The organism is Streptacidiphilus sp. ASG 303 (assembly GCF_020991365.1).
Classification (GTDB): Bacteria; Actinomycetota; Actinomycetes; order Streptomycetales; family Streptomycetaceae; genus Peterkaempfera.
Map to the genome: position 1 here is coordinate 130,444 of NZ_JAJLRA010000013.1, position 25,982 is coordinate 156,425.

At 76.3% G+C, this 25,982-nt stretch carries 14 protein-coding genes; 6 read left to right on the top strand and 8 right to left on the bottom strand.

Translation table 11 applies throughout. The features are described 5' to 3' along the window. Nucleotides 1-329 precede the first annotated feature (329 nt). On the top strand, nucleotides 330-1,388 hold the full coding sequence (locus tag LO771_RS18150; RefSeq protein ID WP_230653700.1) for a hypothetical protein: 1,059 nt from the start codon (nucleotides 330-332) through the stop codon (nucleotides 1,386-1,388). 209 nt (nucleotides 1,389-1,597) lie between these two features. On the opposite strand, the gene LO771_RS18155 is transcribed toward LO771_RS18150, so the two are convergent. Then, nucleotides 1,598-2,008 (bottom strand): (2Fe-2S) ferredoxin domain-containing protein, encoded by a 411-nt coding sequence (locus LO771_RS18155; RefSeq protein ID WP_230653703.1) that lies wholly within the window; start codon nucleotides 2,006-2,008, stop codon nucleotides 1,598-1,600. After that, nucleotides 2,005-4,086, bottom strand: coding sequence for an HAD-IC family P-type ATPase (locus LO771_RS18160; RefSeq protein WP_230653706.1), 2,082 nt, complete (start codon nucleotides 4,084-4,086; stop codon nucleotides 2,005-2,007). Before LO771_RS18160 ends, LO771_RS18155 begins: the two co-directional genes overlap by 4 nt. 97 nt (nucleotides 4,087-4,183) lie before the next feature. Between LO771_RS18160 and LO771_RS18165 the strand changes: the two genes are divergently transcribed. Both LO771_RS18165 and LO771_RS18170 read left to right on the top strand, forming a co-directional pair. Beyond that, complete coding sequence (locus LO771_RS18165; RefSeq protein ID WP_230653708.1) at nucleotides 4,184-4,552, top strand: helix-turn-helix transcriptional regulator; 369 nt, start codon at nucleotides 4,184-4,186, stop codon at nucleotides 4,550-4,552. Nucleotides 4,553-4,900: 348 nt separating this feature from the next. After that, nucleotides 4,901-8,758 carry a S8 family serine peptidase gene (locus LO771_RS18170; RefSeq protein ID WP_230653710.1) on the top strand — a complete coding sequence of 1,286 codons (3,858 nt, stop codon included), beginning with the start codon at nucleotides 4,901-4,903 and terminating at the stop codon, nucleotides 8,756-8,758. Nucleotides 8,759-8,945: 187 nt separating this feature from the next. Here LO771_RS18170 and LO771_RS18175 read toward each other — a convergent pair whose 3' ends face one another. Continuing rightward, complete coding sequence (locus LO771_RS18175; RefSeq protein WP_230653765.1) at nucleotides 8,946-9,764, bottom strand: hypothetical protein; 819 nt, start codon at nucleotides 9,762-9,764, stop codon at nucleotides 8,946-8,948. Between the two features lie 223 nt (nucleotides 9,765-9,987). Further along, entirely contained in the window at nucleotides 9,988-10,932 is a 945-nt protein-coding gene (locus LO771_RS18180) for an NAD(P)-dependent oxidoreductase (RefSeq protein WP_230653768.1), read from the bottom strand. Nucleotides 10,933-11,144: 212 nt separating this feature from the next. Between LO771_RS18180 and LO771_RS18185 the strand changes: the two genes are divergently transcribed. From LO771_RS18185 to LO771_RS18195, 3 genes are all read left to right on the top strand, one after another. Then, the gene (locus LO771_RS18185) at nucleotides 11,145-11,741 is read left to right on the top strand and encodes a TetR/AcrR family transcriptional regulator (protein ID WP_230653712.1); all 597 of its coding nucleotides are present in this window, start codon (nucleotides 11,145-11,147) and stop codon (nucleotides 11,739-11,741) included. Nucleotides 11,742-12,048: 307 nt separating this feature from the next. Further along, nucleotides 12,049-16,635, top strand: coding sequence for a HAMP domain-containing protein (locus LO771_RS18190; protein WP_230653714.1), 4,587 nt, complete (start codon nucleotides 12,049-12,051; stop codon nucleotides 16,633-16,635). A gap of 290 nt (nucleotides 16,636-16,925) precedes the next feature. Further along, a complete protein-coding gene (locus LO771_RS18195) occupies nucleotides 16,926-19,316 on the top strand; it encodes a PP2C family protein-serine/threonine phosphatase (RefSeq protein ID WP_374228191.1) in 2,391 nt (796 codons plus the stop codon). Between the two features lie 187 nt (nucleotides 19,317-19,503). On the opposite strand, the gene LO771_RS18200 is transcribed toward LO771_RS18195, so the two are convergent. From LO771_RS18200 to LO771_RS18215, 4 genes are all read right to left on the bottom strand, one after another. Continuing rightward, a complete protein-coding gene (locus LO771_RS18200; RefSeq protein ID WP_230653716.1) occupies nucleotides 19,504-21,192 on the bottom strand; it encodes a glycoside hydrolase family 13 protein in 1,689 nt (562 codons plus the stop codon). A gap of 370 nt (nucleotides 21,193-21,562) precedes the next feature. Next, nucleotides 21,563-22,606 carry a cation diffusion facilitator family transporter gene (locus LO771_RS18205; RefSeq protein ID WP_230653719.1) on the bottom strand — a complete coding sequence of 348 codons (1,044 nt, stop codon included), beginning with the start codon at nucleotides 22,604-22,606 and terminating at the stop codon, nucleotides 21,563-21,565. Nucleotides 22,607-22,866: 260 nt separating this feature from the next. Further along, the gene (locus LO771_RS18210; protein ID WP_230653722.1) at nucleotides 22,867-25,263 is read right to left on the bottom strand and encodes an excinuclease ABC subunit UvrA; all 2,397 of its coding nucleotides are present in this window, start codon (nucleotides 25,261-25,263) and stop codon (nucleotides 22,867-22,869) included. Nucleotides 25,264-25,480: 217 nt separating this feature from the next. Next, on the bottom strand, nucleotides 25,481-25,906 hold the full coding sequence (locus LO771_RS18215) for a helix-turn-helix transcriptional regulator (protein WP_230653724.1): 426 nt from the start codon (nucleotides 25,904-25,906) through the stop codon (nucleotides 25,481-25,483). Nucleotides 25,907-25,982: the final 76 nt, after the last annotated feature.

The window sequence follows — 25,982 nt, forward strand, 5'->3', positions numbered from 1 at the left end:
ACAGAGAGGGAAATTCCTTCCCCGTGTGTAAGGGCGGGAGGGGGCCGCCGGACAGCACGACGACACCGCCGGACCGCGCCTCGGCGGGGCTCCCGCCGCAGCCTGCCCGCCCCGTTCCGGCACCCCACCTGCGCTTCCTTGCTGCGCCGTCCGGCCGCTGCGCTCCGCGACGGCCGGAGGGGGGCATCGGCCCGGCGGTGCGGACCGGTCCGGGCGGCGGCTCGCCCCTGTCGTCCATCTCTGCGTTACACCTAGTGCAACTGACGGCTTCTCTGTATCTTCCGTGCTGGCTGCGCAGCCCCACCCCCGCCCCCCTTACAGGAGGACCCGTGCGTCCGCACCTGAACCGCCCGCTCCCCCGCAGGCTCGCCGCCCTCGGACTGTCCCTCACCGCCCTGACCGGCGCCGCACTGGTCGCCCCCCAGACCGCGCAGGCCGCCGTCACCCGCATCCGCCTCGGCAGCTCCTCCGACGTCAGCCGCACCGCGTGGAACGGGCCGGCGTTCACCATGAACGGCAGCGGCGCGGTCGTCACCGCCACCATGGCGAAGGCCGTCACCGCGATCACCGGCGGCAGCGGCAGCATGGACGTCGTGGTGCTCGCCGACGCCAAGACCACCTCGGGCAGCCAGACCCCCGAGTGCGACGTGATCATGACCCTCAGCGGCGTCAACTCCTGTACCACCGAGGTGCTGACCTCCGCGCGGGACGGCAACAACGCCCAGGTCAACACCGACATCCGCAACGCCGAGTTCGTCTACTTCGCGGGCGGCAACCAGTGCGACTACGCCGCGTGGAAGGGCACCGCCCTCCAGGCGTCGGTGCAGTCGGTCGTCGCCAAGGGCGGCGGCTCGGGCGGCGGCAGCGCGGGGCACCACATCAACAGCGCCGTCGTCTACGACGCCTGCGGCGGCAGCACCGACTCCGCGACCGCCCTGGCGAACCCGTACGACAGGACGGTCACCTTCACCACCGGCATGTTCTCCTGGCCGAACTACGGCGACACCGTCAACGACTCCCACTTCGTCACCCGGGACCGGATGGGCCGCACCATGGCCTTCGTCGCCCGCATGCTCAAGGACGGCCTGACCAGCTCCGGCAAGGCCTGGGGCGTGGGCGTCGAGCAGGGCGGCTCGCTCTTCCTCGACAGGAACGGCCTGGCCACCCTCTCCGGCGCCGACGCCTACGTGGTCCTGGGCGACCACCAGCCCGAGCAGGCCGTCTCCGGCAAGCCGCTGACGTTCTCGAACTACAAGATCTGGCGCCTGACCGACGGCTCCACCTACGACTTCGCCCACCGCCCGACCTGCGGCTACTACCTCCGGAGCGTCACCAACGGCGTCGCCGACGCCAACCTCTACAGCGGGACCCCGGTGACGGCCTGCTGAACCCCGGCACGACCTGCCGGACCCCGGTCCCCGCAGCCCGCCCGCGCACGCCCCGGGCGGGCGGCGGGACCGGCCGCGTCCGGGACCGCGCGCCCTCACGGGCGGCGGAGGCGGGCCGCGGAGGGCGGGCGGCGGGTGACGGACGGCGGACGGCGGCCCTGCCGGACCGGCCCGAAACAGGCCCGGACCAGGCCCGGACCGGGCCAGGCTCAGCCCCCGAGCTGCCCGCGCACGCGGCGGGAGGGGGTGAAGGCGTACAGGTCGAGGACGCCGGGCGGGTCGGCGAGGCCGGGCCCGCCGGCCCGCACCCAGGCGGTGATGTCACGGGCGGCGTCCGGGTCGTTGACCAGGCCGAGCCAGACCGGGCGCCCGCCGGCCCTGCGGCCGTCGGCGGACGGCTGGACGACGACCACGTTCGCCCGCTCGCAGGCGTCCAGGCAGCCGGTCGGCCGCACCTCGGCCGCACCCGCCAGGGAGGCGCGCAGGCCGGCGAGCCAGGCGGCGTGGTCCAGCCCGGGCACCTTCGGCGTGCCGCAGCAGCAGCCCCGGCAGACCGTGACGGTGCAGCGGGCCGCCGCCCCCTGCGCCGGGACGGGGGTCCCGCGGGTGCGCCGGGTCACCGCCGGCCCTCCGCCCGGGCCCGCTCCCACGCGGACTCGCGCAGCAGCCGCAGGCCGTTGAGCCCGACGAGGACCGTGGACCCCTCGTGGCCGAGGACGCCGAGCGGCAGGGGCAGGGTGCCGGCCAGGTCCCAGACGACGAGCCCGGAGATGAACAGCGAGGCGACCACCAGGTTCTGCACCACCAGGCGCCGGGCCGCGCGGGAGAGCGCCACCACGGCGGGGACGGTGGCGAGCTCGTCGCGGACGACCACCGCGTCCGCGGTCTCCAGCGCCAGGTCGGATCCGGCCCGGCCCATCGCGACGCCGGTGTGGGCGGCGGCGAGCGCGGGGGCGTCGTTGACGCCGTCACCGAGGACCAGGACCCTGCGGCCCGCCCGCTCCTGCTCGCGGACGGCGGCGGCCTTCTCCTGCGGCAGCAGGCCCGCGCGGACGTCGGCGATGCCCGCCTCGGCGGCCAGGCGGGCGGCAGCCCGGGCGTTGTCGCCGGTCAGGAGCACCGGCGCGGACCCGGTCAGCGCCGTGAGGGAGGCGACGGTGGCGGCGGCGTCCGGGCGCAGGCGGTCGGCGATGCCCAGCACCCCGGCGGGGACGCCGTCGACCTCGACCACGACGGCGGTGCGGCCCCCGTCCTCCAGGTCCGCGGCGGCGGCCAGGGCGCGGGCGGCGGCCGCGTCGGTACGGCCCCGCAGCAGCCGGGCGGGGGCGCCGACGGCGACCCGGCGGCCGTCGACGACGGCGGCCACGCCGGTGCCGGGGGCGGAGGTGAAGTCGCAGGCGGCGGGGAGGTCGAGGCCGCGGGTGCGGGCGGCGTCCACGACGGCGCGCGCCAGCGGGTGCTCGCTGGGGTGCTCGGCCCCGGCCGCGAGCGCCAGCAGCCGGTCCTCGTCGGGGCCGCCGGGGGTTCCGGCGGCCGTGGTCCCGGGGGCGGCGGTCCCGGTGGCGGGGGTCCCGGCGACCGCGGTCCCGGTCGCGGCGGCTCCGGCGGCGACCCGGGTGAGCGGGCGGACGTCGGTGACGCGCGGGGTCCCCTCGGTCAGGGTGCCGGTCTTGTCCAGGGCCACGGCGTCGACCTGGCCGAGGCGCTCCATGACCACGGCGGACTTCACCAGCACCCCGTGCCGCCCGGCGTTGGCGATCGCGGACAGCAGCGGCGGCATGGTCGCGAGGACGACGGCGCAGGGCGAGGCGACGATCATGAAGGTCATCGCCCGCAGGAGCGAACCGGTCACCGCGGCGCCGAGGGCGAGCGGCACGGCGAACACCGCGAGGGTCGCGGCGACCATGCCGAGCGAGTACCGCTGCTCGACCTTCTCGACGAACAGCTGGGTGGGGGCCTTGGTGGCGGACGCCTCCTCGACCATGGCGACGATCCGGGCGATCACCGAGTCGGAGGCGTCGCGCTCCACCGTGACCCGCAGCGCCCCCGTGCCGTTCAGGGTGCCCGCGAAGACCTCGTCGCCGGCCTCCTTGGCCACCGGCAGGGGCTCGCCGGTGACGGTGGCCTGGTCCACCTCGCTCGCCCCGTCCAGGACCCGGCCGTCGGCCCCGATCCGCTCGCCGGGCCGGACCAGCACGGTGTCGCCGACCACCAGGTCCGCGGTGGCGACCGTCTCCTCGCCGCCGTCGTCCCGGAGCCGGGAGGCGGTGGCGGGGGCGAGGTCGAGCAGGCCGCGCACCGAGTCGGCGGTGCGGGCGGTGGCCAGGGCCTCCAGGGCGCCGGAGGTCGCGAAGACGACGATCAGGAGGGCGCCGTCCGTCACCTGCCCGACCGCGGCCGCGCCGAGCGCGGCGACGACCATCAGCAGGTCGACGTCGAGGGTCCTCTCCCGCAGGGCCTTCAGGCCCGCCCACGCGGGCTCCCAGCCGCCGGCCGCGTAGGCGAGGGCGTACAGCGGCCCCCACGCCCACGCCGGGGCGCCGGTCAGCTGCAGCGGCAGGGCGGCGAGGAACAGCAGCGCGGCCGCGGCGGCCCAGCGGGCCTCGGGCAGCGCGAGGACCCGCGTGCGCCGTCGCGGCGCGGCGCCCCGGGGCGGGGTCGCGGCGGGCGCGGAGCGCTCGAGGAGGGTGGAGGGCATGCGGAGGAGGCCCTTCGTGCGGGGGAGGACGGGGTGACCCGTCCACCGTACAGGAACACATGAACATGCTTTCATGTGAGATTTGTATGATGGCGGCATGGGTCATGGAGCCGCTCCCGCGAAGAACGCCGTCCCGCGCGCCCGCCTGGACGCGGCCAACGCCCCCCGCGTGGCGGCCACGCTGCAGGCCCTGGCCACCCCCTCCCGCCTGCTGATCCTCGCCCGCCTGCGCGAGGGGCCGTGCGCCGCCACCGAACTGGCGGCCGAGGTCGGCATGGAGCAGTCCGCCTGCTCCCACCAGCTGCGGCTGCTGCGCAACCTCGGCCTGGTCACCGGCACCCGCAGGGGACGCTCCGTCGTGTACGCGCTCTACGACAGCCACGTCGCCGAACTCCTCGACCAGGCCGTCCACCACACCGAGCACCTGCGGCTCGGCCTCAGCGACGCCCCCGCCGCCACCGACTGAGCCGGACCCGGTTGCGGCAGAACCGGGGGAGGCAGAACCGGCTGAGGCAGGACCGCAGGAGGGCGACAGGGGCGGCGGCCGGGCGGTGACGGACCGGCCGCCGCCCCCGGCCCGTGCGGAGGGTGACGGTCCGTCAGCGGCGACGCGCGGCACCGGCCGGGCACCGCTCCGGCGCGCCGCGGCACCCGGTCGCGGCCGGTGCACCTGCCGCCCCGCGCCGCTCCCCGCCCCCGCATGTCCGACATGGACAGCACAGCACGTCAAAACCGTTGGCAGGTTTGCGTCACGGCGTCTTCCCGTCGCGCCGCGCCGTTCCGCCCGCCCGGGACCGGCCGGTAGACCCTCCCCATGACGAATCCCCCCTCCCGCCGGCGGACCCGCTCCGCGGTGGCCGCGGCGGCGACCGGCCTGGCGGTGACCGCCGCGCTGTTCGCCCCCGCGACCGCCGGGAACGCAGCCGCCGCGGTGCCCGGCGCCGCTCCCGGAGCGAGTCCGCAGCAGAGCCCGCCGGTCCGGGACCGGACGACGGTCACCCTGGTCACCGGCGACACCGTGACGGTCACGACCCTGGCCGACGGGCACCAGACCGCCGAGGTGGAGCGCCCGCGGGGCGCCGTCGGCGGTGTGCGGACCCAGACCGTCGGCAAGGACGTCTACGTCCTCCCCGACGAGGCGCTGCCGTACGTCGCCGCCCGGAAGCTGGACCGCCGCCTGTTCGACGTGTCCGCCCTGGTCCGCGACCGGTACGACGACGCGCACACCGACGGCCTGCCGCTGCTGGTCTCCTACACCGCCGGGCGGTCGGCGGCGCGGTCGGCCGCCGCGCCGGCCGGGGCGACGGTGACGCGCCCGCTGCCGGGCATCCGCGGCGCGGCCGTGCGGGCGCGGAAGAAGGACGCGCGGCGGTTCTGGGACGCGGTCGCCCCGGCGGCGGCACGGTCCGGGAAGGCCGCCCCCGCGCTCGGGAACGGCATCGCCCGGATCTGGCTGGACGGCCGCGTGAAGGCGCAGATGGCCGACAGCAACGCGCAGATCGGCACCGCCGCCGCGTGGTCCGCCGGGTACGACGGCAAGGGCGTCAAGGTGGCGGTGCTCGACACCGGCTACGACACGCACCACCCCGACCTAGCGGGCCGGGTGGGCGACTCGGCGAGCTTCGTGCCGGGCGAGACCGTCGAGGACGGCTTCGGCCACGGCACGCACGTCCTGTCCACGGTCGGCGGCAGCGGCGCGGCCTCCGACGGCCGGGAGAAGGGCGTCGCGCCGGGCGCCGACCTGCTGGTGGGCAAGGTGCTCGGCAACGACGGCTGGGGCCAGGAGTCCTGGATCATCGCGGGCATGGAGTGGGCGGCCCGCTCCGGCGCGCGGGTGGTCAGCATGAGCCTGGGCTCCACCGACGCGTACGACGGCACGGACGCGGAGAGCACGGCGCTCGACAACCTCACCGCCGAGACCGGTGCGCTCTTCGTGGTCGCCGCGGGCAACCGCGGCTGCGAGGGCTGCATCGGCTCGCCCGGCGCGGCCGACGCGGCACTGACCGTGGGGGCGGTCGACTCCCAGGACCGGCTGGCGTACTTCTCCGGCCGGGGCCCGCGCTTCCGGGACTACGCCATGAAGCCGGACATCGTGGCCCCGGGCGTGGGCATCCTGGCGGCGAAGGCCGGCGGGACCGCCGCGACCGGCTGGTACACGAGGATGGACGGCACCTCGATGGCCACCCCGCACGTGGCGGGCGCCGCGGCGCTGCTGGCCCAGGAGCACCCCGAGTGGCGGGCGCAGCAGCTCAAGGACGCGCTGATGAGCACGGCGAAGCGGCTCGACGGCTACGACGCCTACGCGGTGGGCGCGGGCCGGCTCTCGGTCCCCGACGCGGTGGGCGCCTCCGTCACCGCCACCGGCTCGGCGTACTTCGGCTTCGTCCCCTGGGGCAGCGCGGACGGCGGGCGCGTCGACCGGACCCTCACCTACACCAACACCTCGGACGCGCCGGTCACCCTGCACCTGAGGGAGACCGCGGCCGTGGCGGGTGGCCCCTACGACGCCGCCACGGGCGGCGGCAGCGGCCCGGGCCCGCGCAGCACGGCGGCGCGGGCGGCCGCGGACGCGCCGGCGGCGGGCGACGCCGCCCCGGAGGGCATGTTCACCCTCGGCGCCGACACCGTGACCGTGCCCGCGCACGGCACCGCGGACGTCACGGCGACCGCCGAGCCGCGCCTGGGCGCGCCTGGCACCCGCTACCTCGGGCAGGTCACCGCCACCGACGACGCGGGCGCGGTGCGCGCCCGCACCCAGGTGGGCCTCTACGAGGAGGACGAGCGGTACACCCTCCACGTGGCGGTGAAGGACCGCGAGGGCGGCCCGGCGGGCGGCACCCTGGTCTACCAGCAGATGGGCGACCCGGACTTCGCCTACGCCCAGGTCGACCCGGGGACCGGGACCGCCGACCTGCGGTGGCGCAGGGGCACGTACAACGCGTTCATGCTCGTGGACGTGCAGGGGTCCGGCGGGCCGGACACGCAGGGCCTGGCGCTGATGGGCGACCCGGAGCTCGTGCTCGACCACGACCGGGACCTGGTGCTGGACGCGCGCCGCGCCGTCCCGGTGAAGGCCGTCGTGCCGCACGAGACGGAGCCGCGCTTCCGGCAGATGGAGTGGTACCGCTCCCCCGGCGGCACGGGGTCGGACTCGGACACCACGTACCTGCTGCCCGCGCGGTACGACGACATGTTCGTCCTGCCGACGGAGAAGGTCACCAGCGGCTCGTTCGAGTACAACACCCGCTGGCGGCTGGCGAAGCCGCTGCTGACGGCGTCCGACGGCGGCACGGACCTGCCGGTGGCCGTGCAGGCCGGCTCCGGCCTCTACGACGGCAGCGGCACCCTCGACGCGGTCTGGGCCGGGGACGCCTCGGCGCCGGACTTCGGCGCGGTGCGCGGCAAGGTCGCCGTGGTCGCGGTCGGCGGCGGCTTCGACGGCCCGGCGCTCGCCCGGTCGGCCGCCGACGCCGGGGCGCGGCTGGTGCTCCTGGCGAACACCCTCGGCGGCAAGCTGTCCGCCTGGGTGGGCGACCCCGACGGCGGGCGCAGCCGGGTGCCGGTGGCGTCCGTGCCGACGGCCGCCGCGCAGCGGCTGCTCGCGGAGGTGCGGTCCGGAGGCGCCCGGCTGCACCTGGAGGGCACCCCGGACACCCCGTACGTCTACGACCTGCAGGACGCGCACGCCGGCCGGGTGCCGGACACGCTGACCTACCGGCCGCGGGCGTCGGACCTGGCCCGGGTGGACATGCGGTTCCACGGCGGGGCGCGCGCGGAGGGCTCCGAGTTCCGCTGGGACTTCCGCCCCCACCGCACGAGGGAGTTCGCCTTCCAGCAGGTCCAGACCATGCCGGCGACCCGCGTCGACTACGTCTCCGCCGAGCCGGGCACCGGCTGGCACGAGGACCTGCGCACCGGGCCCGACAGCGCCTGGGAGTCGCGCGGGCCGGGCATCGTCTCCTACGGCCCGGGGCAGCACGTCGTGCGGGAGTGGTTCGGCCCGGTGGTCGCGCCGCGCAACGGCGTCGGCTACTGGCTCTCGAAGAGCGACTACGGCTGGACCTCCGTCAACCTGCAGCCGTGGTCGGACGGGGGTGACGGCACGGCCGGCACCATCGACGGCCCGACGGCGTCGGTGGTCCTCAAGGCGTACAAGAACGGCACGCTGGTGAAGACCAACACCTACGACGCCTCCGCCCACATCAGCACCGCGGGCGACACCGCCCCGGCCGCGATCGGGCTGGACCTGGAGGCGCGGCGGGACGGCGCGGTGTACGGGACCAGCACCCGCACGCACACCGTGTGGTCCACCCACGCGCCGCTGCGCGGGCCCGACGACGGCCCGGCGGTGCTGCCGCTGCTGCAGCTGGACTACCGGGTGGCCACCGACCTGGCCGGGGCCGCCTCCGGCGGCGTCCAGACGGTGGGGCTCTCCGCCTACCACCTGAAGGGCGCGGAGGGAGGGACGGTCGGCGCGCCGACGCTGGACGTCTCCTTCGACGACGGCGGGACGTGGCAGCCGGCCCGGGTGGCGCGCGGTGCGGACGGCACCTGGAGCGCCGTCTTCACGGCGCCGGACCACGGCTTCGTCTCGCTGCGGGCGGCGGCCTCCGACGACCGGGGGAACGCCGTCACCCAGGAGGTGGTCCGCGCCTACGGGCTGAAGGGCTGACGACCGGACGGCCCGGATGACGGGGCGGCCGCGGCGCACGGTGCGCCGCGGCCGCCTCCGCGTCTCCCCCTGCGGGGGCGGCCGCGGCGGGGCGGGCGCCGGGCGGGGGGCCGCGGCGGCTCCGGACGGGACGGCACGGGCGGGACCGGCCGCCCGCACGCCGGCCCCCGGTTGTGCTGACGAGTCGTCAGGGAGCCGGGAGGCCGATGGGGTTGGGGAAGCGGAGCGAGGCCGCGCAGGCGCGGGCGAGCGGGGCGAGGAGGGCGGCGAGGCGGTCCGCCGCCAGGGGGCCGAAGAGGGCCCACGGGCGGGCGGCGGCGCGGTCGGTGGCCTCCTCCACCGCCCGGTGCAGGGCGCGCCCGCCGCCGGTGGCGGAGCCGTCGGGGTCCAGGAGGCCGCGGGCGGCGAGCCGTTCCCGGGCGGCGTCCCACTCGGCGTCGGTCCAGCCGCGGTGGGGCTGCAGCTCGGTGCGGGGGATGTCGATGCCGGCCCGCAGGACCAGCGTCTCGCAGCCGTCCAGGCCGGCGGCGGTCCAGGCGGCGACGTGGCCGTCGCCGCGGTGCTCGCGCAGGACGGTGGCGCAGTGCCACAGCAGGTCGAGCGGGTCGTCCGGGGGCGGCAGGGCCGCGTTCGCGGCGGAGAGGACCCGGCCGGCCGTGTCGAGCCCGTCGGTGGCGCGGGCCAGGAGGGGCGCCGCCTCCTCGGCCGCGGCGGCGTGGCCGGCGAGGAGGCGGCGCAGCGCGGTCCGCGCGCCGTCGCGGCGGGCCTCCAGGACCCGCTCCGGCGGGGCGGTCCGCCAGACGGCGGGCAGGGCGCGGGCGACCACGGCGGGGGCGAAGCCGGCGAAGGCGGCGGTGACCGGCGCCGGGCCGACGGGGCCGAGGGGCGCCGCCCGGCCGGCGAAGTAGCCGCGCCAGAAGCCGCGCAGGCCGGCCGCCTCGAACGCGGCCGCCGCCTCCGGGGTGAAGTACGTGACGGCGTGCAGCGGCTCGGTCAGCCGCCACATGCGGCGGGCGGCGGCCGCGCCGTCGCGGCCCGGAGGCGGGGGTGCGGCCGGGAGCGGGGGCGGTGGCGGGGTGTCCCGCGGGGTGGTGTCCATGCCGGTGCGGCTCCTCTCCGGAGCGGTGTCGGGGCGGCGGGCGGTCGTGCGGGGCCCGGGGAGTGCCACGGGGAGTGCGGGGCGGGCGGGACAGGCGTGCCGCCCCGGGCGGTCAGGACGGCCGGGGCGGTCAGGGGGCGGGGGGCGGGGCGTCGGCCGGTCCGGCGGGGGGCGGGGCGTCGGCCGGTCCGGCGGGGGGCCGGCCGGCGTCGGTCCGGGCCTCGATCGCCCGGAGGACCGCCACCATGTCGGACCCGCCGTGGCCCTGGGCCACGGCCTCACCGAAGAGGGTGTGGCAGACGTCCAGCAGCGGCGAGGCCAGGCCGGAGGCGCGGGCGGCCTCGGCGATCAGCCGGTTGTTGTACAGGACGTCCCGCGCCGCGGCCTGGACGGTGAAGTCGCGCTCCGTCAGCTTGGGCGCCTTGGCGGTGGAGACGCTGCTGGCCATCGGCCCGGCGGCGAGGACGGCCGCGAACTGCCGGGTGTCGAGTCCGTGCCGGTCCGCGAAGTGGAAGGCCTCGGTGAGGCCGGTGACCATGGTGATCAGGAAGAGGTTCACCGAGAGCTTCATCAGCAGGGCGCCGGGCACGGGGCCGCAGACGAAGGACTCCCGGCACGCGGGGGCGAGCAGCGGCCGGACCTCCTCGACCGCCGCGGGCTCCCCCGCGAGCATCGCCACGAGCTGCCCGGCCTCGGCGGGGCCGCGGGAGCCGGAGACGGGCGCCTCGACGTAGCTGCCGCCGGCCGCGCGGATGTCGGCCTCCAGGGCGCGCGAGTACCCGGGCGGGGCCGTGCCCGTGGAGACGACCACGTGCCCGGCGACGTTCGCCGCGAAGGCGGGCGTGCCGCGCCCGAGGACGGCGTCGGCCGCGGCGCCGTCGGCGAGCATCAGGAGGACGGTCCGGGCCCGCGCGAAGACCTCGGCGGGGCTCGCCGCGACCGCGGCCCCGGCCGCGCGCAGGGGTTCGCAGGCGTCCGGGGTGCGGTTCCAGACGACGAGCGGGGTGCCCGCCCGGGCCAGGTTGAGCGCCATGGGCTGCCCCATGACACCGAGTCCGATGAAACCGACGTCCATCCCGCACCGCCGCCCCTGGTCGAAGGACCCGCCGACTATGACAGCTGTCATAGTAGCGGCCCGCGGCGGCCGCCGCGGCGGACGGGCGCACTCCCCCGCCGCCGGCCGCGGCGCCCCCGCCGAGGGCCGCGGCCGGCGTCCCTAGACTGGTCGGGACCGCGGGGCGCGGACCGCTCCCCGGTCGGGGACCGGTGGTCGGCGGGAGGTGGGTGATGGCGGATGCCCGGCGGGGGCCGCGGGAGCGGATGGTCTTCAGCGCGGCCCAGCTCATCCGGCGCGACGGCGTCACGGCGACGGGCATGCGCGACGTCGCCGCCCATGCGCAGGCGCCCCGGGGGTCGCTGCAGCACTACTTCCCCGGCGGCAAGGAGCAGCTGGTGGGCGAGGCGCTGGCGTGGGCCGGCCGCTACGCCGGCGACCGCGTGGCGCGCTTCTGCGCCGGGATGGCCGAGCCGACGCCCGGCGGGCTGTTCGCGGCCATGGTGCGGCAGTGGACCGACGAGTTCGAGTCGGCCGGCTTCGCCGCGGGATGCCCGGTGGCCGCGGCGACGGTGGACTGCGCCGGGTCCGCCGCGCCCGTCCGGGCCGCGGCCGCGGACGCCTTCGCGGCCTGGACCGGGCCGGTCGCCCGGGCGCTGGCCGGGATGGGTGTGCCGGCGGAGCGGGCCGGGCCGCTGGCGACGCTGATGGTCAGCGCCCTGGAGGGGGCGATCGTGATCGCCAGGGCGGAGCAGGACGTGCGCGCCCTGGCCACCGTGGCCCGCGAGCTCGCGCCCCTGCTGGACGGCAGCGTCGTCCGGGCGGGGTGAGGGCGGCCCGCGGGAGCCGGCGGACCGCCCGCCCGCCGGGCACGGCCACGGCGGGCGGGCGGGTGAGCGGGCGGACGGGCAGGCGGGTGAGCGGGCAGGCGGGTGGAGGAGCAGACGGCCGCCGCCCGGGGACGGAATACTTGCCGGAGAGCAGGGGTGGGGTACCCTCCGATACTGCTGTACAGGTACCTAAAAACAAATATGGAAGAGCTCAAGTATCGGGCGGCCACCTCGTGTCCTCCCCGTGCTCGGGCGCGCCGCGGCCCTCCTTCGGGGCAGGCGTCGGTCATCCGGAGTGGGGTCGGGCATGGGAGAGATATCGGTCGACGGTTCGCGGCCGGCGGCGCGCAGCAGGACGCCCCGCGGCGTCGGCAAGGTCGGCGAACCCGAACTGCGCCTGCTGCTCGCCGGACTGACCGCCGTGCGCGACGGGGACTTCGGCACCCGGCTGCCCGACGACGCGGACGGCCTGCTGGGCGAGATCGCCACGGTCTTCAACGGCATGGTCGACCAGCTGTCCCTCTTCACCTCCGAGGTCACCCGCGTCGCCCGCGAGGTCGGCACCGAGGGGCGCCTGGGCGGCCAGGCCGAGGTGCCCGGGGTGTCCGGCACCTGGGAGGACCTCACCGACTCCGTCAACGCGATGGCCGGCAACCTCACCAGCCAGGTCCGCGACATCGCCCAGGTCGCGACGGCGGTCGCGAGCGGCGACCTCTCCCAGAAGATCGACGTCGACGCCCGCGGCGAGATCCTCGAGCTCAAGAACACCGTCAACACGATGGTCGACCAGCTCTCCTCCTTCGCCGACGAGGTCACCCGCGTCGCCCGCGAGGTCGGCAGCGAGGGCCGCCTGGGCGGCCAGGCGCAGGTACCGGGGGTGGGCGGCGTCTGGCGCGACCTCACCGACTCGGTCAACTTCATGGCCGGCAACCTCACCGACCAGGTCCGCAACATCGCCCAGGTGACCACCGCCGTCGCCCGCGGCGACCTCTCCCAGAAGATCGACGTCGACGCCCGCGGCGAGATCCTCGAGCTCAAGAACACCGTCAACACGATGGTCGACCAGCTCTCCTCCTTCGCCGACGAGGTCACCCGCATGGCCCGCGAGGTCGGCACCGAGGGCCGCCTCGGCGGCCAGGCCGACGTCAAGGGCGTCTCCGGCACCTGGCGCGACCTCACCGACTCGGTCAACTTCATGGCCGGCAACCTCACCGCGCAGGTCCGCAACATCGCCCAGGTCGCCACGGCGGTCGCCCGCGGCGACCTCTCCCAGAAGATCGACGTCGACGCCCGCGGCGAGATCCTCGAGCTCAAGAACGCCATCAACACGATGGTCGACCAGCTCTCCTCCTTCGCCGACGAGGTCACCCGCATGGCCCGCGAGGTCGGCACCGAGGGCCGCCTCGGCGGCCAGGCCGATGTCAAGGGCGTCTCCGGCACCTGGCGCGACCTCACCGAGTCCGTCAACGTCATGGCGGCCAACCTCACCGCGCAGGTCCGCTCCATCGCCGAGGTCACCACGGCGGTCGCCCGCGGCGACCTGTCGCAGAAGATCCGGGTGGACGCGCGCGGCGAGATCCTGGAGCTGAAGGAGACCATCAACACGATGGTCGACCAGCTCTCGGCCTTCGCCGACGAGGTGACCCGCGTCGCCCGCGAGGTCGGCACCGAGGGCAACCTCGGCGGCCAGGCCACCGTCCGCGGCGCCTCCGGCACCTGGAAGGACCTGACCGACAACGTCAACGTGATGGCGAACAACCTCACCGGCCAGGTGCGGAACATCGCCCAGGTCGCCACCGCGGTCGCCCGCGGCGACCTGTCGCAGAAGATCACGGTCGAGGCGAAGGGCGAGGTCGCCGCGCTCGCCGGGGTGATCAACACGATGGTGGACACCCTGTCGGCCTTCGCCGACGAGGTGACCCGCGTCGCCCGCGAGGTCGGCACCGAGGGCATCCTCGGCGGCCAGGCGCGGGTGCCGAACGTGGCCGGCACCTGGAAGGACCTGACCGACAACGTCAACTTCATGGCGAACAACCTCACCAGCCAGGTGCGGAACATCGCCCAGGTGACCACGGCCGTCGCCCGCGGCGACCTGACCCGCAAGATCGACGTCGACGCCCGCGGCGAGATCCTGGAGCTGAAGACGACCATCAACACGATGGTCGACCAGCTCTCCTCCTTCGCCGCGGAGGTCACCCGCGTCGCCCGCGAGGTCGGCAGCGAGGGCCGCCTCGGCGGCCAGGCCGAGGTGGAGGGCGTCTCCGGCACGTGGAAGCGGCTGACGGAGAACGTCAACGAGCTGGCCGGCAACCTCACCCGGCAGGTCCGCGCGATCGCCGAGGTCACCAGCGCGGTCGCCGAGGGCGACCTGACCCGCTCGATCACCGTGGAGGCCCCCGGCGAGGTCGGCGAGCTCAAGGACAACATCAACTCCATGGTGGGGTCACTGCGCGAGACCACCCGGGCCAACCGCGACCAGGACTGGCTGAAGTCCAACCTGGCCCGCATCTCCGGCCTCATGCAGGGCCGCCGCGACCTGGCCGTCGTCGCCGAGCTGGTCATGGACGAGCTCACCCCGCTGGTCTCCGCCCAGTACGGCGCGTTCTTCCTCGCCGAGGACACCACGGAGGGCGTGGAACTGCGCCTCGTCGGCTCCTACGGGCACTCCGGCGGGGACGGGCCGCAGGCCCGGTTCCGGCTGGGGCAGTCCCTGGTCGGCCAGGCGGCCCGCAGCCGCCGCACCATCGCCGTCGACGACGTGCCCCCCGGCTACGTCGCCGTCTCCTCCGGCCTGGGCAGCACCGCCCCCGCCTGCCTGCTGGTCCTGCCGATCGTCGTCGAGGACCAGGTCCTCGGCGTCATCGAGCTGGCCTCCGTGCACCGCTTCACCCAGGTCCACCGGGACTTCCTCGACCAGCTGATGGAGACCGTCGGCGTCAACGTCAACACCATCGTCGCCAACGCCCGCACCGACGAGCTCCTCGGCGAGTCCCAGCGCCTGGCCTCCGAGCTCCAGGCCCGCTCCGAGGAGCTCCAGGCCCGCCAGGAGGAGCTGCAGAGCTCCAACGCCGAGCTGGAGGAGAAGGCCGCGCTGCTGGCGACGCAGAACCGCGACATCGAGACCAAGAACCTGGAGATCGAGCAGGCCCGCCAGGAGCTGGAGGCCAGGGCCCAGCAGCTCGCCCTCGCCTCCAAGTACAAGTCGGAGTTCCTGGCCAACATGAGCCACGAGCTGCGCACCCCGCTCAACAGCCTCCTGATCCTCGCCCAGCTGCTCGCCCAGAACCCCGGCCGCAACCTGACGCCCAAGCAGGTCGAGTACGCGGGCATCATCCACTCCGCGGGCTCCGACCTCCTGCAGCTGATCAACGACATCCTCGACCTCTCCAAGGTCGAGGCGGGCAAGATGGACATCACCCCCGAGCGGGTCCCGCTGCGCCAGCTGCTGGACTACGTGGAGGCGACCTTCCGCCCCATGACCACGCAGAAGGGCCTGGAGTTCCGCATCACCACCGCCCCCGGGGTGCCCGCGGACCTGCTCACGGACGACTCCCGGCTGCGCCAGGTGCTCCGCAACCTCCTCTCCAACGCGGTGAAGTTCACCGAGTCCGGCCGCGTGGAGCTGCGCATCGAGCCCGTCGGCACCGCCGAGCTGCCCGCCCAGGTCCACTCGCACGGACCGGCCGTCGCCTTCCGCGTGACCGACACCGGCATCGGCATCGCCGAGCAGCAGCTGGAGACCATCTTCGGCGCGTTCCAGCAGGCCGACGGCACCACCAGCCGCAAGTACGGCGGGACCGGCCTGGGCCTGTCCATCAGCCGGGAGATCGCCTACCTGCTCGGCGGCGCCATCACCGCCCGCAGCAGCCTCGGCCGCGGCAGCACCTTCACCCTCTACATGCCCGTCGCGCGGCCGGACTTCGAGGTCCTGCCCGCGGCCGTGCCCGCCGCGCAGCCCCTCCCGGACGCCGCGAGCGGAACCGGCGCGGAACCGGCGGCGGCCGCGGCGGCCCCGCAGCCCCCGCAGCCCCCGCAGCCACGCCGGCTGCTGGTGATCGAGGAGCGGCCGCGCGGCCTGCTCTCCCTGGTCGCCGAGAACGCGGTCGCGGACCTCGCCGACAACCCCGGCCCGAGCGGCGCACGCGGTCCCGTCGAGATCGTCACCGCCCTCAGCGAGCAGGAGGCGGCGGCCGCCCTGGCCGCCGACGCCTGCCACTGCGTCGTCCTGGAACTCGACATGCCCGGCGGCGCGGCGCAGCGGTTCCTGGAGGCGGTGGACGGCGACACCGCGCTGCGGGCGCTGCCCATACTGGCCCACAACAACCGGCGCCTGGACCCGGTGCAGGAGCGGAGCCTGCAGTCCCGCGCGGACACCCGGCCGCTGGAGCTGCTCTCCAGCCTCGACGAGCTGCGCGAGCGGATCACCCTCCACCTCTCGGCGGACCAGCCGGGCGACGTGCTGCCCCTGGTGCGGCCGGAGGAGGTGCAGGAGCCGGCGCTCCCGGAGGCCGACAGCCGCCTGGCCGGCCGCACGGTCCTGGTGGTCGACGACGACGCCCGCAACGTCTACGCCCTCACCGGCATCCTGGAGCTGCACGGCCTGCGGGTGCTCCACGCGGAGAACGGCCGCAAGGGCATCGAGACGCTGACCGCCCACCCGGAGGTCGACCTGGTCCTGATGGACGTGATGATGCCGGAGATGGACGGCTACGCGGCCACCGCCGCGATCCGGGCGACCGCCGAGTACGCGCAGCTGCCCATCGTCGCCGTCACGGCCAAGGCCATGCCGGGCGACCGGGAGAAGAGCCTCGCGTCCGGGGCCAGCGACTACGTCACCAAGCCGGTCGACGCCAACGACCTCATCCGCTGCATCCAGCGCTGGCTCGCCGCGTGAGCGGCGGCCAGGGCCGGCCCGCGGGCCCCGCGGCGACGAGGGGGGCGGACCCCGGTGCGGTCGGCGGCGCCGGACGGCCCGGGGAGGACGCCCCGACGGGCGGCCCGTCGGGTTACACGGCCCCGCTCCCGGTCGTCCCGCCCGCGGCGGCGCCCGCCGGGAAGGAACCGGACGGCGAGGCGTCCGGGGCTCCCGGCGACGGCACCGTGCCCGGCGCCCGGACGGACGCCGTGCGGACCGACGGTGTGCGGACCGACGCCGTGCGGACCGACGCCGTGCGGACCGACGCCGTGCGGACGGACGGTGTGCGGACGGACGGCCCGGGGACGGACGGCCCGGGGACGGACGGCGCCGGGGCGGAGGTCGGCCGGCTGGCTGCGACGGTCGAACGGCTCCAGCGGCAGATACGGGAGGCCCAGGCCGCCGCCGACGGGCGCGCCCTGATCGAGGTCGCCAAGGGCGTCCTGGTGGAGCGCCTGCGCTGCGGACCGGCCCAGGCCGCCGCGCAGCTCGACGCCCTCGCCGCCCGGGCGGGCCTGTCCCGGCTGGAGCTCGCCGCCGACATCGTCAACCAGGCCGCCCAGGACCGGCTCACCGAGGCCGCCAGGGACTTCCTGGCGCAGACCAGCGCCGAGGAGCGGAGCGCCGCGTCGGTCGCGGTACGGCTGCGCACGGCGGAGAGCGGCGTCCTTGCCGCCGACGACGACACCCAGGCCGTCGCCGCGTCCCTCCTGGAGCACGCCCTGACCCCCCTGGGGGCGACCGCGGTCGCCGTCTGGGCCGCCGGCCCGGACGCGTCGCTCGCGCTGGCGGGCTGCGCCGGGTTCTCCGCCGAGGAGGCGCGGCGGTGGCACTACGTGCCCCCGGCGGTGGCGACGCCCGCCCGGCGGGCCCTGAGCGAGCGCCGGACCGTGTGGTTCCCCGCCCTCTCCGTCACCGGCCTCCCCTCCATCGGCCACCGGGAGAACCCGGGCGGCGGCCGGGTGGCCGTCCCGGCGGGCACGGGCGGCCGCATCCTGGGCGTCCTGGAGATCTGCTGGCCGGCCCCCCTGGAGCCGCAGCCGCCGCAGATCCAGCGGCAGGTCGAGGCGCTCGCCGAACTCTGCGCCCACACCCTGGACGGGCGCGCCCAGGACGGCGGCCACGGCGCGCCGGGCACGCGGGCGCCGTCCGGCGTCTCCGAGCTGGTGGACCTGGCCGACGGCCTGCACGACCCGGCGCTGGTGCTCCTGCCCCACCTGGAGGACGGGCGGCTCACCGACTTCCGCGTCCACCACGCGAACCCGTCCTTCGTCGACCCGGCCGGACGCCCCCGCAGCAGCGTCGTCGGCGCACTGCTGCTGGAGACGTACCCGCTGGCGGCCGGGGAGGGCGGCCTCCTCGAGAAGGCCGAGCGCGTCCACGCCACGGGCGAGCCCTTCCGCGCCGAGCGGATCGCCCTCACCGCACTGGTGGGCCAGGTGCCGCTCACCGCGGTCGCGGGCATCAGCCTGAGCCGCCACCGGGACGGCGTGCTGCTCATCTGGCGCGTCGAGGACGAGGCCGCGCGGCTGGCCGGACTGCTCCAGCACGCCCAGCGCCTGGGCCGCATCGGCGGCTTCGAGGAGAACGTGCAGACGGGCGAGCGGATCTGGAACGAGCAGCTCTTCAGCCTGTACGGGCTCCCGCCCACCGCGGAACCCGTCCCTCTGGAGCGGCTCGCCGACCACGCGCACCCCGACGACGGGGCGGCGATCGGGCGGTTCCTGCGGACCCTGCTCCACCACCGCCGCCCCGCCTCCACCGCCTTCCGGCTCCGGAGGTCCGACGGGGTGGCCCGGCACATCCGGGTGGTCGCCGAACCGGTGCTGGACGCCGAGGGCCGCCTGCTGGCCCTGCGCGGCGCCTACCAGGACGTCTCGGCGCAGCACTGGACCGAGGTCGCCCTGGCCGCCACCCGCGACCGCCTGGCGCACTCGGAGCAGCAGGCCGAGGAGCACAACCGCCTGGCCCTGCAGCTGCAGCACGCCATCATGCCGCCCGCCCGGGGGCCGGTGGACACCAGCGGGCTGGGCATCGCGGTGCGCTACCGCCCGGCGGAGGAGGAGCACCTGGTCGGCGGCGACTGGTACGACGCGGTCACGCTGCCCTCCGGGCAGGTGCTGCTGTGCGTGGGCGACGTCGCCGGCCACGGCATCGACGCCGCGACCGGCATGGTGGCCCTGCGGGGCGCCCTGCGGGGCCTGGCGGCCACCGGCACCGGCCCCGGCCAGCTCCTCGCGTGGCTGAACAACGTCACGTGCCACCTCACCGAGCGGGTCACCGCCACCGTGGTGTGCGGCCTGTACGACCCGGAGAGCCGCGTCCTGCGCTGGGCCCGGGCGGGCCACCTGCCGCCCGTGCTGCTGCGCCGGGGGCGGGCGTCCTCCCTGCCGCTGGTCGACGGGGTGCTGCTGGGGGCCGCCCCGGACCTGCCCTACGAGGAGGGCGCGCTGCAGCTGGAGTCGGGCGACACCCTGCTGATGTACACGGACGGGCTGATCGAGCGGAAGGACCGCTCGGTCCAGCAGTCGCTGAAGCAGCTCCTGGCGACGGCCGAGGAGTCCGCGGGCTCGCTGGAGGAGCGGCTGGACCACCTGCTCACCCACAGCAGCGCGGACACCGACGACGACACCTGCGTGGTCGGCGTCCACCTGCCCTGAGCGGACGCGCCGGGCGGGACGGGCCCGGCGGGGGCGCGGGCCCGGCGGGGGCGCGGGCCCGGCGGGGGCGCGGGCCCGGCCGCGGCCGCGGACGGCCCCCGCGGACGCCGGACCGGGCGGGCCGCCGCGCCCCGGGAGGGGCGGGCGGCGGGTCCGCCGCCCGCGGCCGCCCCTCCCGGGGTGCCCGTCACACGAGCCAGGCGGTCGTGTCGGCCGGGAGCCGGCCGTCCTCCAGCGGGCCGCTGGCGACCGCGAGGATCCCCGGGGGCAGGTCGGCGGGCTCGGGGCCGAAGTTGGTGACGGACTGCCAGCCGCCGGGCCGGCGCAGGTGCAGCACCCCCTCGCCGGAGCCCTCCACCCACTCCAGCTCCTCGGGGCCCTGCAGCCGGCGCCGCCAGGCGAGCGCCTCCCGGTAGAGGGTCAGGGTCGCGTGCGGGTCCCGCTCCTGCACGTCGGCGGCGAGCGCGGCGAACCAGGCCGGCTGCGGCAGGTGCGCCGGTCCGTCGCCGAACCCGAAGGAGGGCCCGTCCGCGGTCCACGGCAGCGGCACCCGGCAGCCGTCCCGTCCGACCTCCGTGCCGCCGCTGCGGAAGAACGTCGGGTCCTGGCGCCGGTCGGCGGGGATGTCGGCGACCTCGTGCAGGCCGAGCTCCTCCCCCTGGTACAGGTAGGCCGAGCCCGGGAGGGCGAGCATCAGCAGGGTCGCGGCCCGGGCGCGGCGCAGGCCGAGCTCCGCGTCGAGGACCGGGGAGGTGCCGCCGGTCAGCAGCCAGTCCACCCCGTCCTGCCCCTGGCCGTGCCGGCCGCCGCCGGGCGGCAGGCCGTAGCGCGTGGCGTGGCGCACCACGTCGTGGTTGGAGAGGACCCAGGTGGAGGAGGCGCCGGACTCGGCGGCCAGCGCGAGGTTGTCGGTGACGACGGTGCGGAACTGCTTGGCGTCCCAGTCCGCCTGGAGGAGGTCGAAGTTGAACGCCTGGCCGAGTCCGCCGGGGACGGCGTAGCGGGCGCGGCGCGAGGCGTGGACCCACGCCTCGGCGACGGCCGTCCGCGGGGGCGTGTACGAGTCGAGGACCTCGCGCCACTCGGTGTAGATCGCGTGGACCTCGTCGCGGTCCCACAGCGGGTGGGTGCCGTGGGCGGCGTCGGCGATCTCCGCCGCGGAGGGCAGCGGCTCGGTGAGGTCCTTGGCCAGGGCGTGGGCCACGTCCACGCGGAAGCCGTCCACGCCGCGGTCGGCCCAGAAGCGCAGCGTCGTCAGGAAGTCCTGCCGGACCTCGGGGTTGTCCCAGTTCAGGTCGGGCTGCTCGGCGGCGAAGAGGTGGAGGTACCACTGGCCGGGCGTGCCGTCGGGCTCGGTGACCCGCGTCCAGGCGGGGCCGCCGAAGACCGACTGCCAGTCGGAGGGCGGGAGGGAGCCGTCGGGGCCGCCCCCGTCGCGGAAGAGGTAGCGGTCGCGGGCGGGCGAGCCCGGGGGCGCGGCGAGCGCCTCCCGGAACCAGGCGTGGCGGTTCGAGCTGTGGTTGGGGACGATGTCGACGATCAGCCGGATGCCCGCGGCGTGCAGGGCGGCCGCCATCGCGTCGAAGTCCTCCAGGGTGCCCAGGCGCGGGTCGACGGCGCGGTAGTCGTCGACGTCGTAGCCGCCGTCGGCGAGGGCGGAGGGGTAGAACGGGCTCAGCCACACGGCGTCGACGCCGAGGGACCGCAGGTGGGGGATGCGCGACGTGACGCCCCTGAGGTCGCCGAGGCCGTCGCCGTCGGAGTCGGCGAAGCTGCGGGGGTACACCTGGTAGACGACGGCCTGGCGCCACCAGTCCGCGTCGTCCCCGGGGGTGCGGGGCGGCACGGGCGCGGTCGCGGCGGGGTCTGGGGTCACAGGGCGGCCTTTCTCGGGTGGACGGGCAGGTGCGGCGCGGACGGCGGGCGGCAGGCGGGGCCGGGGCCGGGGCCGGGCGGCCTCCCCGGGCGGGCCGCGCCGCGGGGCCGAACGGGCCTCGGGTCAGGGATCACGGGTCACGGGCCGGGCGGGCCCCGGGTCACGGGTCGGGGGCGGGCGGGTCGGGACTCCGCGGAGGACAGCGTCGCCGTCCCCACGGCCTCCTGTCGAGGACGGGCGGGGGGCGCACCGCGGCACTGCGGCGGATCGCGGCGCCCGTGCGGCGGGGACCCCCTACCCGGCGCCCCCGCGCGCACGCGCCCGGCCGGGGCCGGTCCGTCGGCGGCGGCGGCCGGACCGCCGGTGTCCGTCAGTGGCCGTGGGGGCCGGGCCGGTGGACGGGACCGTGGGCGTCCTCGCAGTGGGTGTCGGCGGACGGCCCGCCCGGCCGGGGGGAGATGTCGAGCAGGTCGGCGTCGGGGTCCTCGCCGACGTGGTCGACCTGGAGGGTGGCGTGGGTGATGCCGTAGTGCTCGCGCAGCTGCCGCTGCAGGGTGCGGCGCACCTGGTGGCAGTCCCCGCCGGGGGCGACCAGGACATGGGCGGAGAGGGCGTTGTCGCCGGAGGTGATCTGCCACAGGTGGAGGTCGTGGATCTCGGCGACCTGGTCGGCGGAGGCGAGGCGGTCCCCGACCTCGGCCGGGTCCATCCCGGCCGGCGCGGCCTCCAGGAAGATCCGGCCCGACTCGCGGATCAGCCCGGTGCCGGCCCGCAGCATCAGGACGACCACCACCAGGGTCGCGACCGCGTCGGCGCGGGTGAGTCCGGTGGTGACCATGACGACGCCCGCGACCACGGTGGCGAGGAAGGCGTACAGGTCGGTGAGGATGTGCTGGAAGGCGCCCTCGACGTTGAGGGAGGTGCGGTTGGCCCGGGAGAGCGCCCAGGCGGCCGCCAGGTTGACCGCGACCCCCACCAGGGCGGTGGCCAGCACGAGGCCGCCGGCGACCTCGGCCGGCGAGAGCAGCCGCCGCACCGCCTCCCAGGCCAGCCACACCGAGAGCAGGAGCAGGGTGATGCCGTTGGCCTGGGCGGAGAGGATCTCCGCGCGCTTGAGGCCGTAGGTGTACCGGCCCCGGGCGGGGCGGGCGGCGAGCCGCATCGCCACCAGTGCCAGCCCGATGGAGGCCGCATCGGTGAGCATGTGGGCCGCGTCCGACAGCAGCGCCAGCGACTGCGCGACGACGCCGACCACGACCTCGCCGGCCATGAACACCAGGATGAGCACGAGGGCGACGACCAGCCAGCGGCGGTCCGCGTCGGCCGACACGCCGTGCGCGTGGCCGCCCGGTCCGTGGGCGTGGGCGTGGCCGTGCCCGTCCTGGCCGTGGCCGCCGTGTCCGTGGTCGCTCATGCTGCCCGGTCCTCTCCACCGCCGCGTGCACCCCTGTGACGGCAGTGAACCGCGAAACGGCCGAAGATCCAAAGACTGCAGTGGTGACCGTTGTCGTTGCCGGTTGCGGCGGACCGGCCGCACGGCGGACCGGCCGGGAGGACGCCCCCCGCGGCCGGCGGCCGGTGCCCTCCCCCTGCGGTCGGCCGGCCCCTCCCCCGGGCACCGGGCGGGGCGGGTCCGGACGGACGGACCCGCCCCACGGCGGCCGCGGGGGCCGGTCAGGCCCCGACGTAGGCCGCGAGGTGCTCGCCGGTGAGGGTGGAGCGGGCGGCGACGAGGTCGGCGGGGGTTCCCTCGAAGACGATCCGGCCGCCGTCGTGGCCGGCGCCGGGCCCGAGGTCGATGATCCAGTCGGCGTGCGCCATGACCGCCTGGTGGTGCTCGACGACGATGACCGACGTGCCGGAGTCGACGAGCCGGTCGAGCAGGCCGAGCAGCTGCTCGACGTCGGCGAGGTGGAGGCCGGCGGTCGGCTCGTCGAGGACGTAGACGCCGCCCTTCTCGGCCATGTGCACGGCCAGCTTGAGCCGCTGCCGCTCGCCGCCGGACAGCGTGGTGAGGGGCTGGCCGAGGCGGAGGTAGCCGAGCCCGACGTCGGCGAGCCGGCCGAGGACGGCGTGCGCGGCCGGCGTGCGCGCCTCGCCGGCGCCGAAGAACTCCCCGGCCTCGTCCACTGACATCGCGAGCACCTCGCTGATGTCGCGGCCGCCGAGGCGGTACTCCAGCACCGACGCGTCGAACCGCCGCCCCTCGCACTCCTCGCAGGTCGTGGCGACGCCGGCCGTCATCACCAGGTCGGTGTAGACGACGCCGGCGCCGTTGCAGGCGGGGCAGGCGCCCTCGGAGTTGGCGCTGAACAGCGCCGGCTTCACGCCGTTGGCCTTCGCGAACGCCTTGCGGACCGGGTCGAGCAGTCCGGAGTACGTCGCCGGGTTGCTCCGCCGCGAGCCGCGGATCGGGCCCTGGTCGACCGCGACCACACCGGCGCCGGCGCCCGCCGGACCGCCGACCAGCGAACCGTGCACGAGCGAGCTCTTGCCGGAGCCGGCGACGCCCGTGACGACGGTGAGCACCCCGAGCGGGATGTCGACGTCGACGCCCCTCAGGTTGTTCGCCGTCGCGCCGCGGACCGGGAGCGTGCCGGTGGGGGTCCGCACCGTCCCCTTGAGGGCGGCCCGGTCGTCGAAGTGGCGGCCGGTGACGGTGCCTGCGGTCCGCAGCCCCTGGACGGTGCCCTCGAAGCAGACGGTGCCGCCCGCCGTACCGGCGCCGGGGCCGAGGTCGACGACGTGGTCGGCGATCGCGATCACCTCCGGCTTGTGCTCCACGACGAGCACCGTGTTGCCCTTGTCCCGCAGCCGCAGCAGCAGGCCGTTCATCCGCTGGACGTCGTGGGGGTGCAGGCCGGTGGTGGGCTCGTCGAAGACGTAGGTGACGTCGGTGAGCGAGGAGCCGAGGTGGCGGACCATCTTGACGCGCTGCGCCTCGCCGCCCGACAGCGTGCCCGCCGGCCGGTCGAGCGAGAGGTAGCCCAGCCCGATCTCCACGAAGGAGTCGAGGGTCCGCTGCAGTGCCGTGAGCAGCGGGGCCACCGAGGGCTCGCCGACGCCGCGGAGCCATGCGGCCAGGTCGCTGATCTGCATCGCGCACGCGTCGGCGATGCCGGTCCCGCCGATCCGCGACGACCGGGCCGCCTCGGCGAGCCGGGTGCCGTCGCACGCGGGGCAGGCGGTGAAGGTGACCGCGCGGTCCACGAACGCCCGGATGTGCGGCTGCAGCGCCTCCCTGTCCTTGGAGAGCATCGACTTCCGGATCCGCGGGACCAGCCCCTCGTAGGTCATGTTGATGCCCGCGATCTTCATCCTGGTCGGCTCGCGGTGGAGGAGGTCGTGCAGCTCCTGCGCGGTGTACTCGCGGACCGGCTTGTCCGGGTCGTGGAGGCCGGACTCGGTGTAGAGCCGGTGGTTCCAGCCGCCCCCCTGGTACCCGGGGACGGTGATGGCGCCGTCGGCGAGCGACCTGGAGTCGTCGAGGAGCCGGGCGGGGTCGATGTCGGAGACCGTGCCCATGCCCTCGCAGCGGGGGCACATGCCGCCGGTGCGGGTGAAGGACGCCTTCACGGCCTTCCCGGCGCCGCGCTCGACGGTGATCGCACCGCTCGCCCGGACCGAGGGGACGTTGAAGGCGAACGCGCTGGGCGGGCCGATGTGCGGCTGCCCGAGCCGGCTGAAGAGGATGCGCAGCATCGCGTTGGCGTCGGTGGCGGTGCCGACCGTGGAGCGGGGATCGGCGCCCATCCGCTGCTGGTCGACGACGATCGCGGTCGTCAGCCCTTCGAGGACGTCGACCTCGGGCCGTGCTGGCGTCGGCATGAAGCCCTGGACGAAGGCGCTGTAGGTCTCGTTGATCAGCCGCTGCGACTCCGCGGCGATCGTGCCGAACACCAGGGAGCTCTTGCCCGAGCCGGAGACGCCGGTGAACACCGTCAGGCGGCGCTTCGGGATCTCGACGCTGACGTCCTTGAGGTTGTTCACGTGCGCGCCCTGCACCCGGATCAGGTCGTGGCTGTCGGCACCGTGCGGCGCAGGCGGCTGCGCGTCCGTCGTCGTGGCCATGCTCGGCGTCTCTCCATCCGTCGGGCGGGGCCGGCTCCGCGGTCCCCGTCGGGGTCGGCCGGACCGGTCCGGCCGGCCTCGGGCGGTGCGTACGGTCCTCCTTCGCCGGCGGGCCGCGGCAGCGGCACGCCGCCCGGCCGGCGGCGCCGGCCGGTGCGTCGGACCGGGTCGTGGCCGTCGACGGCGGAGCAGGGCGGGAGCCCGGTGTCCACGCGTCTCACGCTACGGGCGGGGAGGGAGGTCTCGCTTCTCCGTTCCTGACCGGCCTCGTGTGGACCTTGGCCACGCAGGCCGGGAGGGCGGAGACCTCGTCGGGGCGGCGGGCCCGGTACGCGCTCGGGCTCTCGCCGACCAGCTCGGTGAACCGCGAGCTGAACGACCCCAGCGAGGTGCAGCCGACCTCGAAGCAGACCTCCGTCACCGTCAGGTCGCCCCGCCGCAGCAGCGCCATGGCCCGCTCGATCCGGCGCGTCATCAGGTAGCTGTACGGCGTCTCCCCGAAGGCGGCGCGGAAGCTGCGGGAGAAGTGGCCCGGCGACATGAGGGCGACGCGCGCCAGCGCCGGGACGTCGAGCGGCTTCGCGTAGTCGCGGTCCATCAGGTCACGGGCCCGGCGCAGCCGGACGAGGTCCTCCAGGTTCACCCGGCCAGCCTCCCACAGCACCGGGCGGCGCCGCTGGCGGTGACGGCGGCGGTGGCGTGGGGGCCCGTCCGCGCGA

What these genes read in the sequence shown, in the direction of transcription:
- LO771_RS18170 (WP_230653710.1), top strand. Translation starts at nt 4,901, where the DNA reads ATGACGAATCCCCCCTCCCGCCGGCGGACCCGCTCCGCGGTGGCCGCG.
- LO771_RS18210 (WP_230653722.1), bottom strand. Translation starts at nt 25,263, where the DNA reads ATGGCCACGACGACGGACGCGCAGCCGCCTGCGCCGCACGGTGCCGAC.
- LO771_RS18205 (WP_230653719.1), bottom strand. Translation starts at nt 22,606, where the DNA reads ATGAGCGACCACGGACACGGCGGCCACGGCCAGGACGGGCACGGCCAC.
- LO771_RS18180 (WP_230653768.1), bottom strand. Translation starts at nt 10,932, where the DNA reads ATGGACGTCGGTTTCATCGGACTCGGTGTCATGGGGCAGCCCATGGCG.
- LO771_RS18190 (WP_230653714.1), top strand. Translation starts at nt 12,049, where the DNA reads ATGGGAGAGATATCGGTCGACGGTTCGCGGCCGGCGGCGCGCAGCAGG.
- LO771_RS18160 (WP_230653706.1), bottom strand. Translation starts at nt 4,086, where the DNA reads ATGCCCTCCACCCTCCTCGAGCGCTCCGCGCCCGCCGCGACCCCGCCC.
- LO771_RS18165 (WP_230653708.1), top strand. Translation starts at nt 4,184, where the DNA reads ATGGGTCATGGAGCCGCTCCCGCGAAGAACGCCGTCCCGCGCGCCCGC.
- LO771_RS18175 (WP_230653765.1), bottom strand. Translation starts at nt 9,764, where the DNA reads ATGTGGCGGCTGACCGAGCCGCTGCACGCCGTCACGTACTTCACCCCG.
- LO771_RS18185 (WP_230653712.1), top strand. Translation starts at nt 11,145, where the DNA reads ATGGCGGATGCCCGGCGGGGGCCGCGGGAGCGGATGGTCTTCAGCGCG.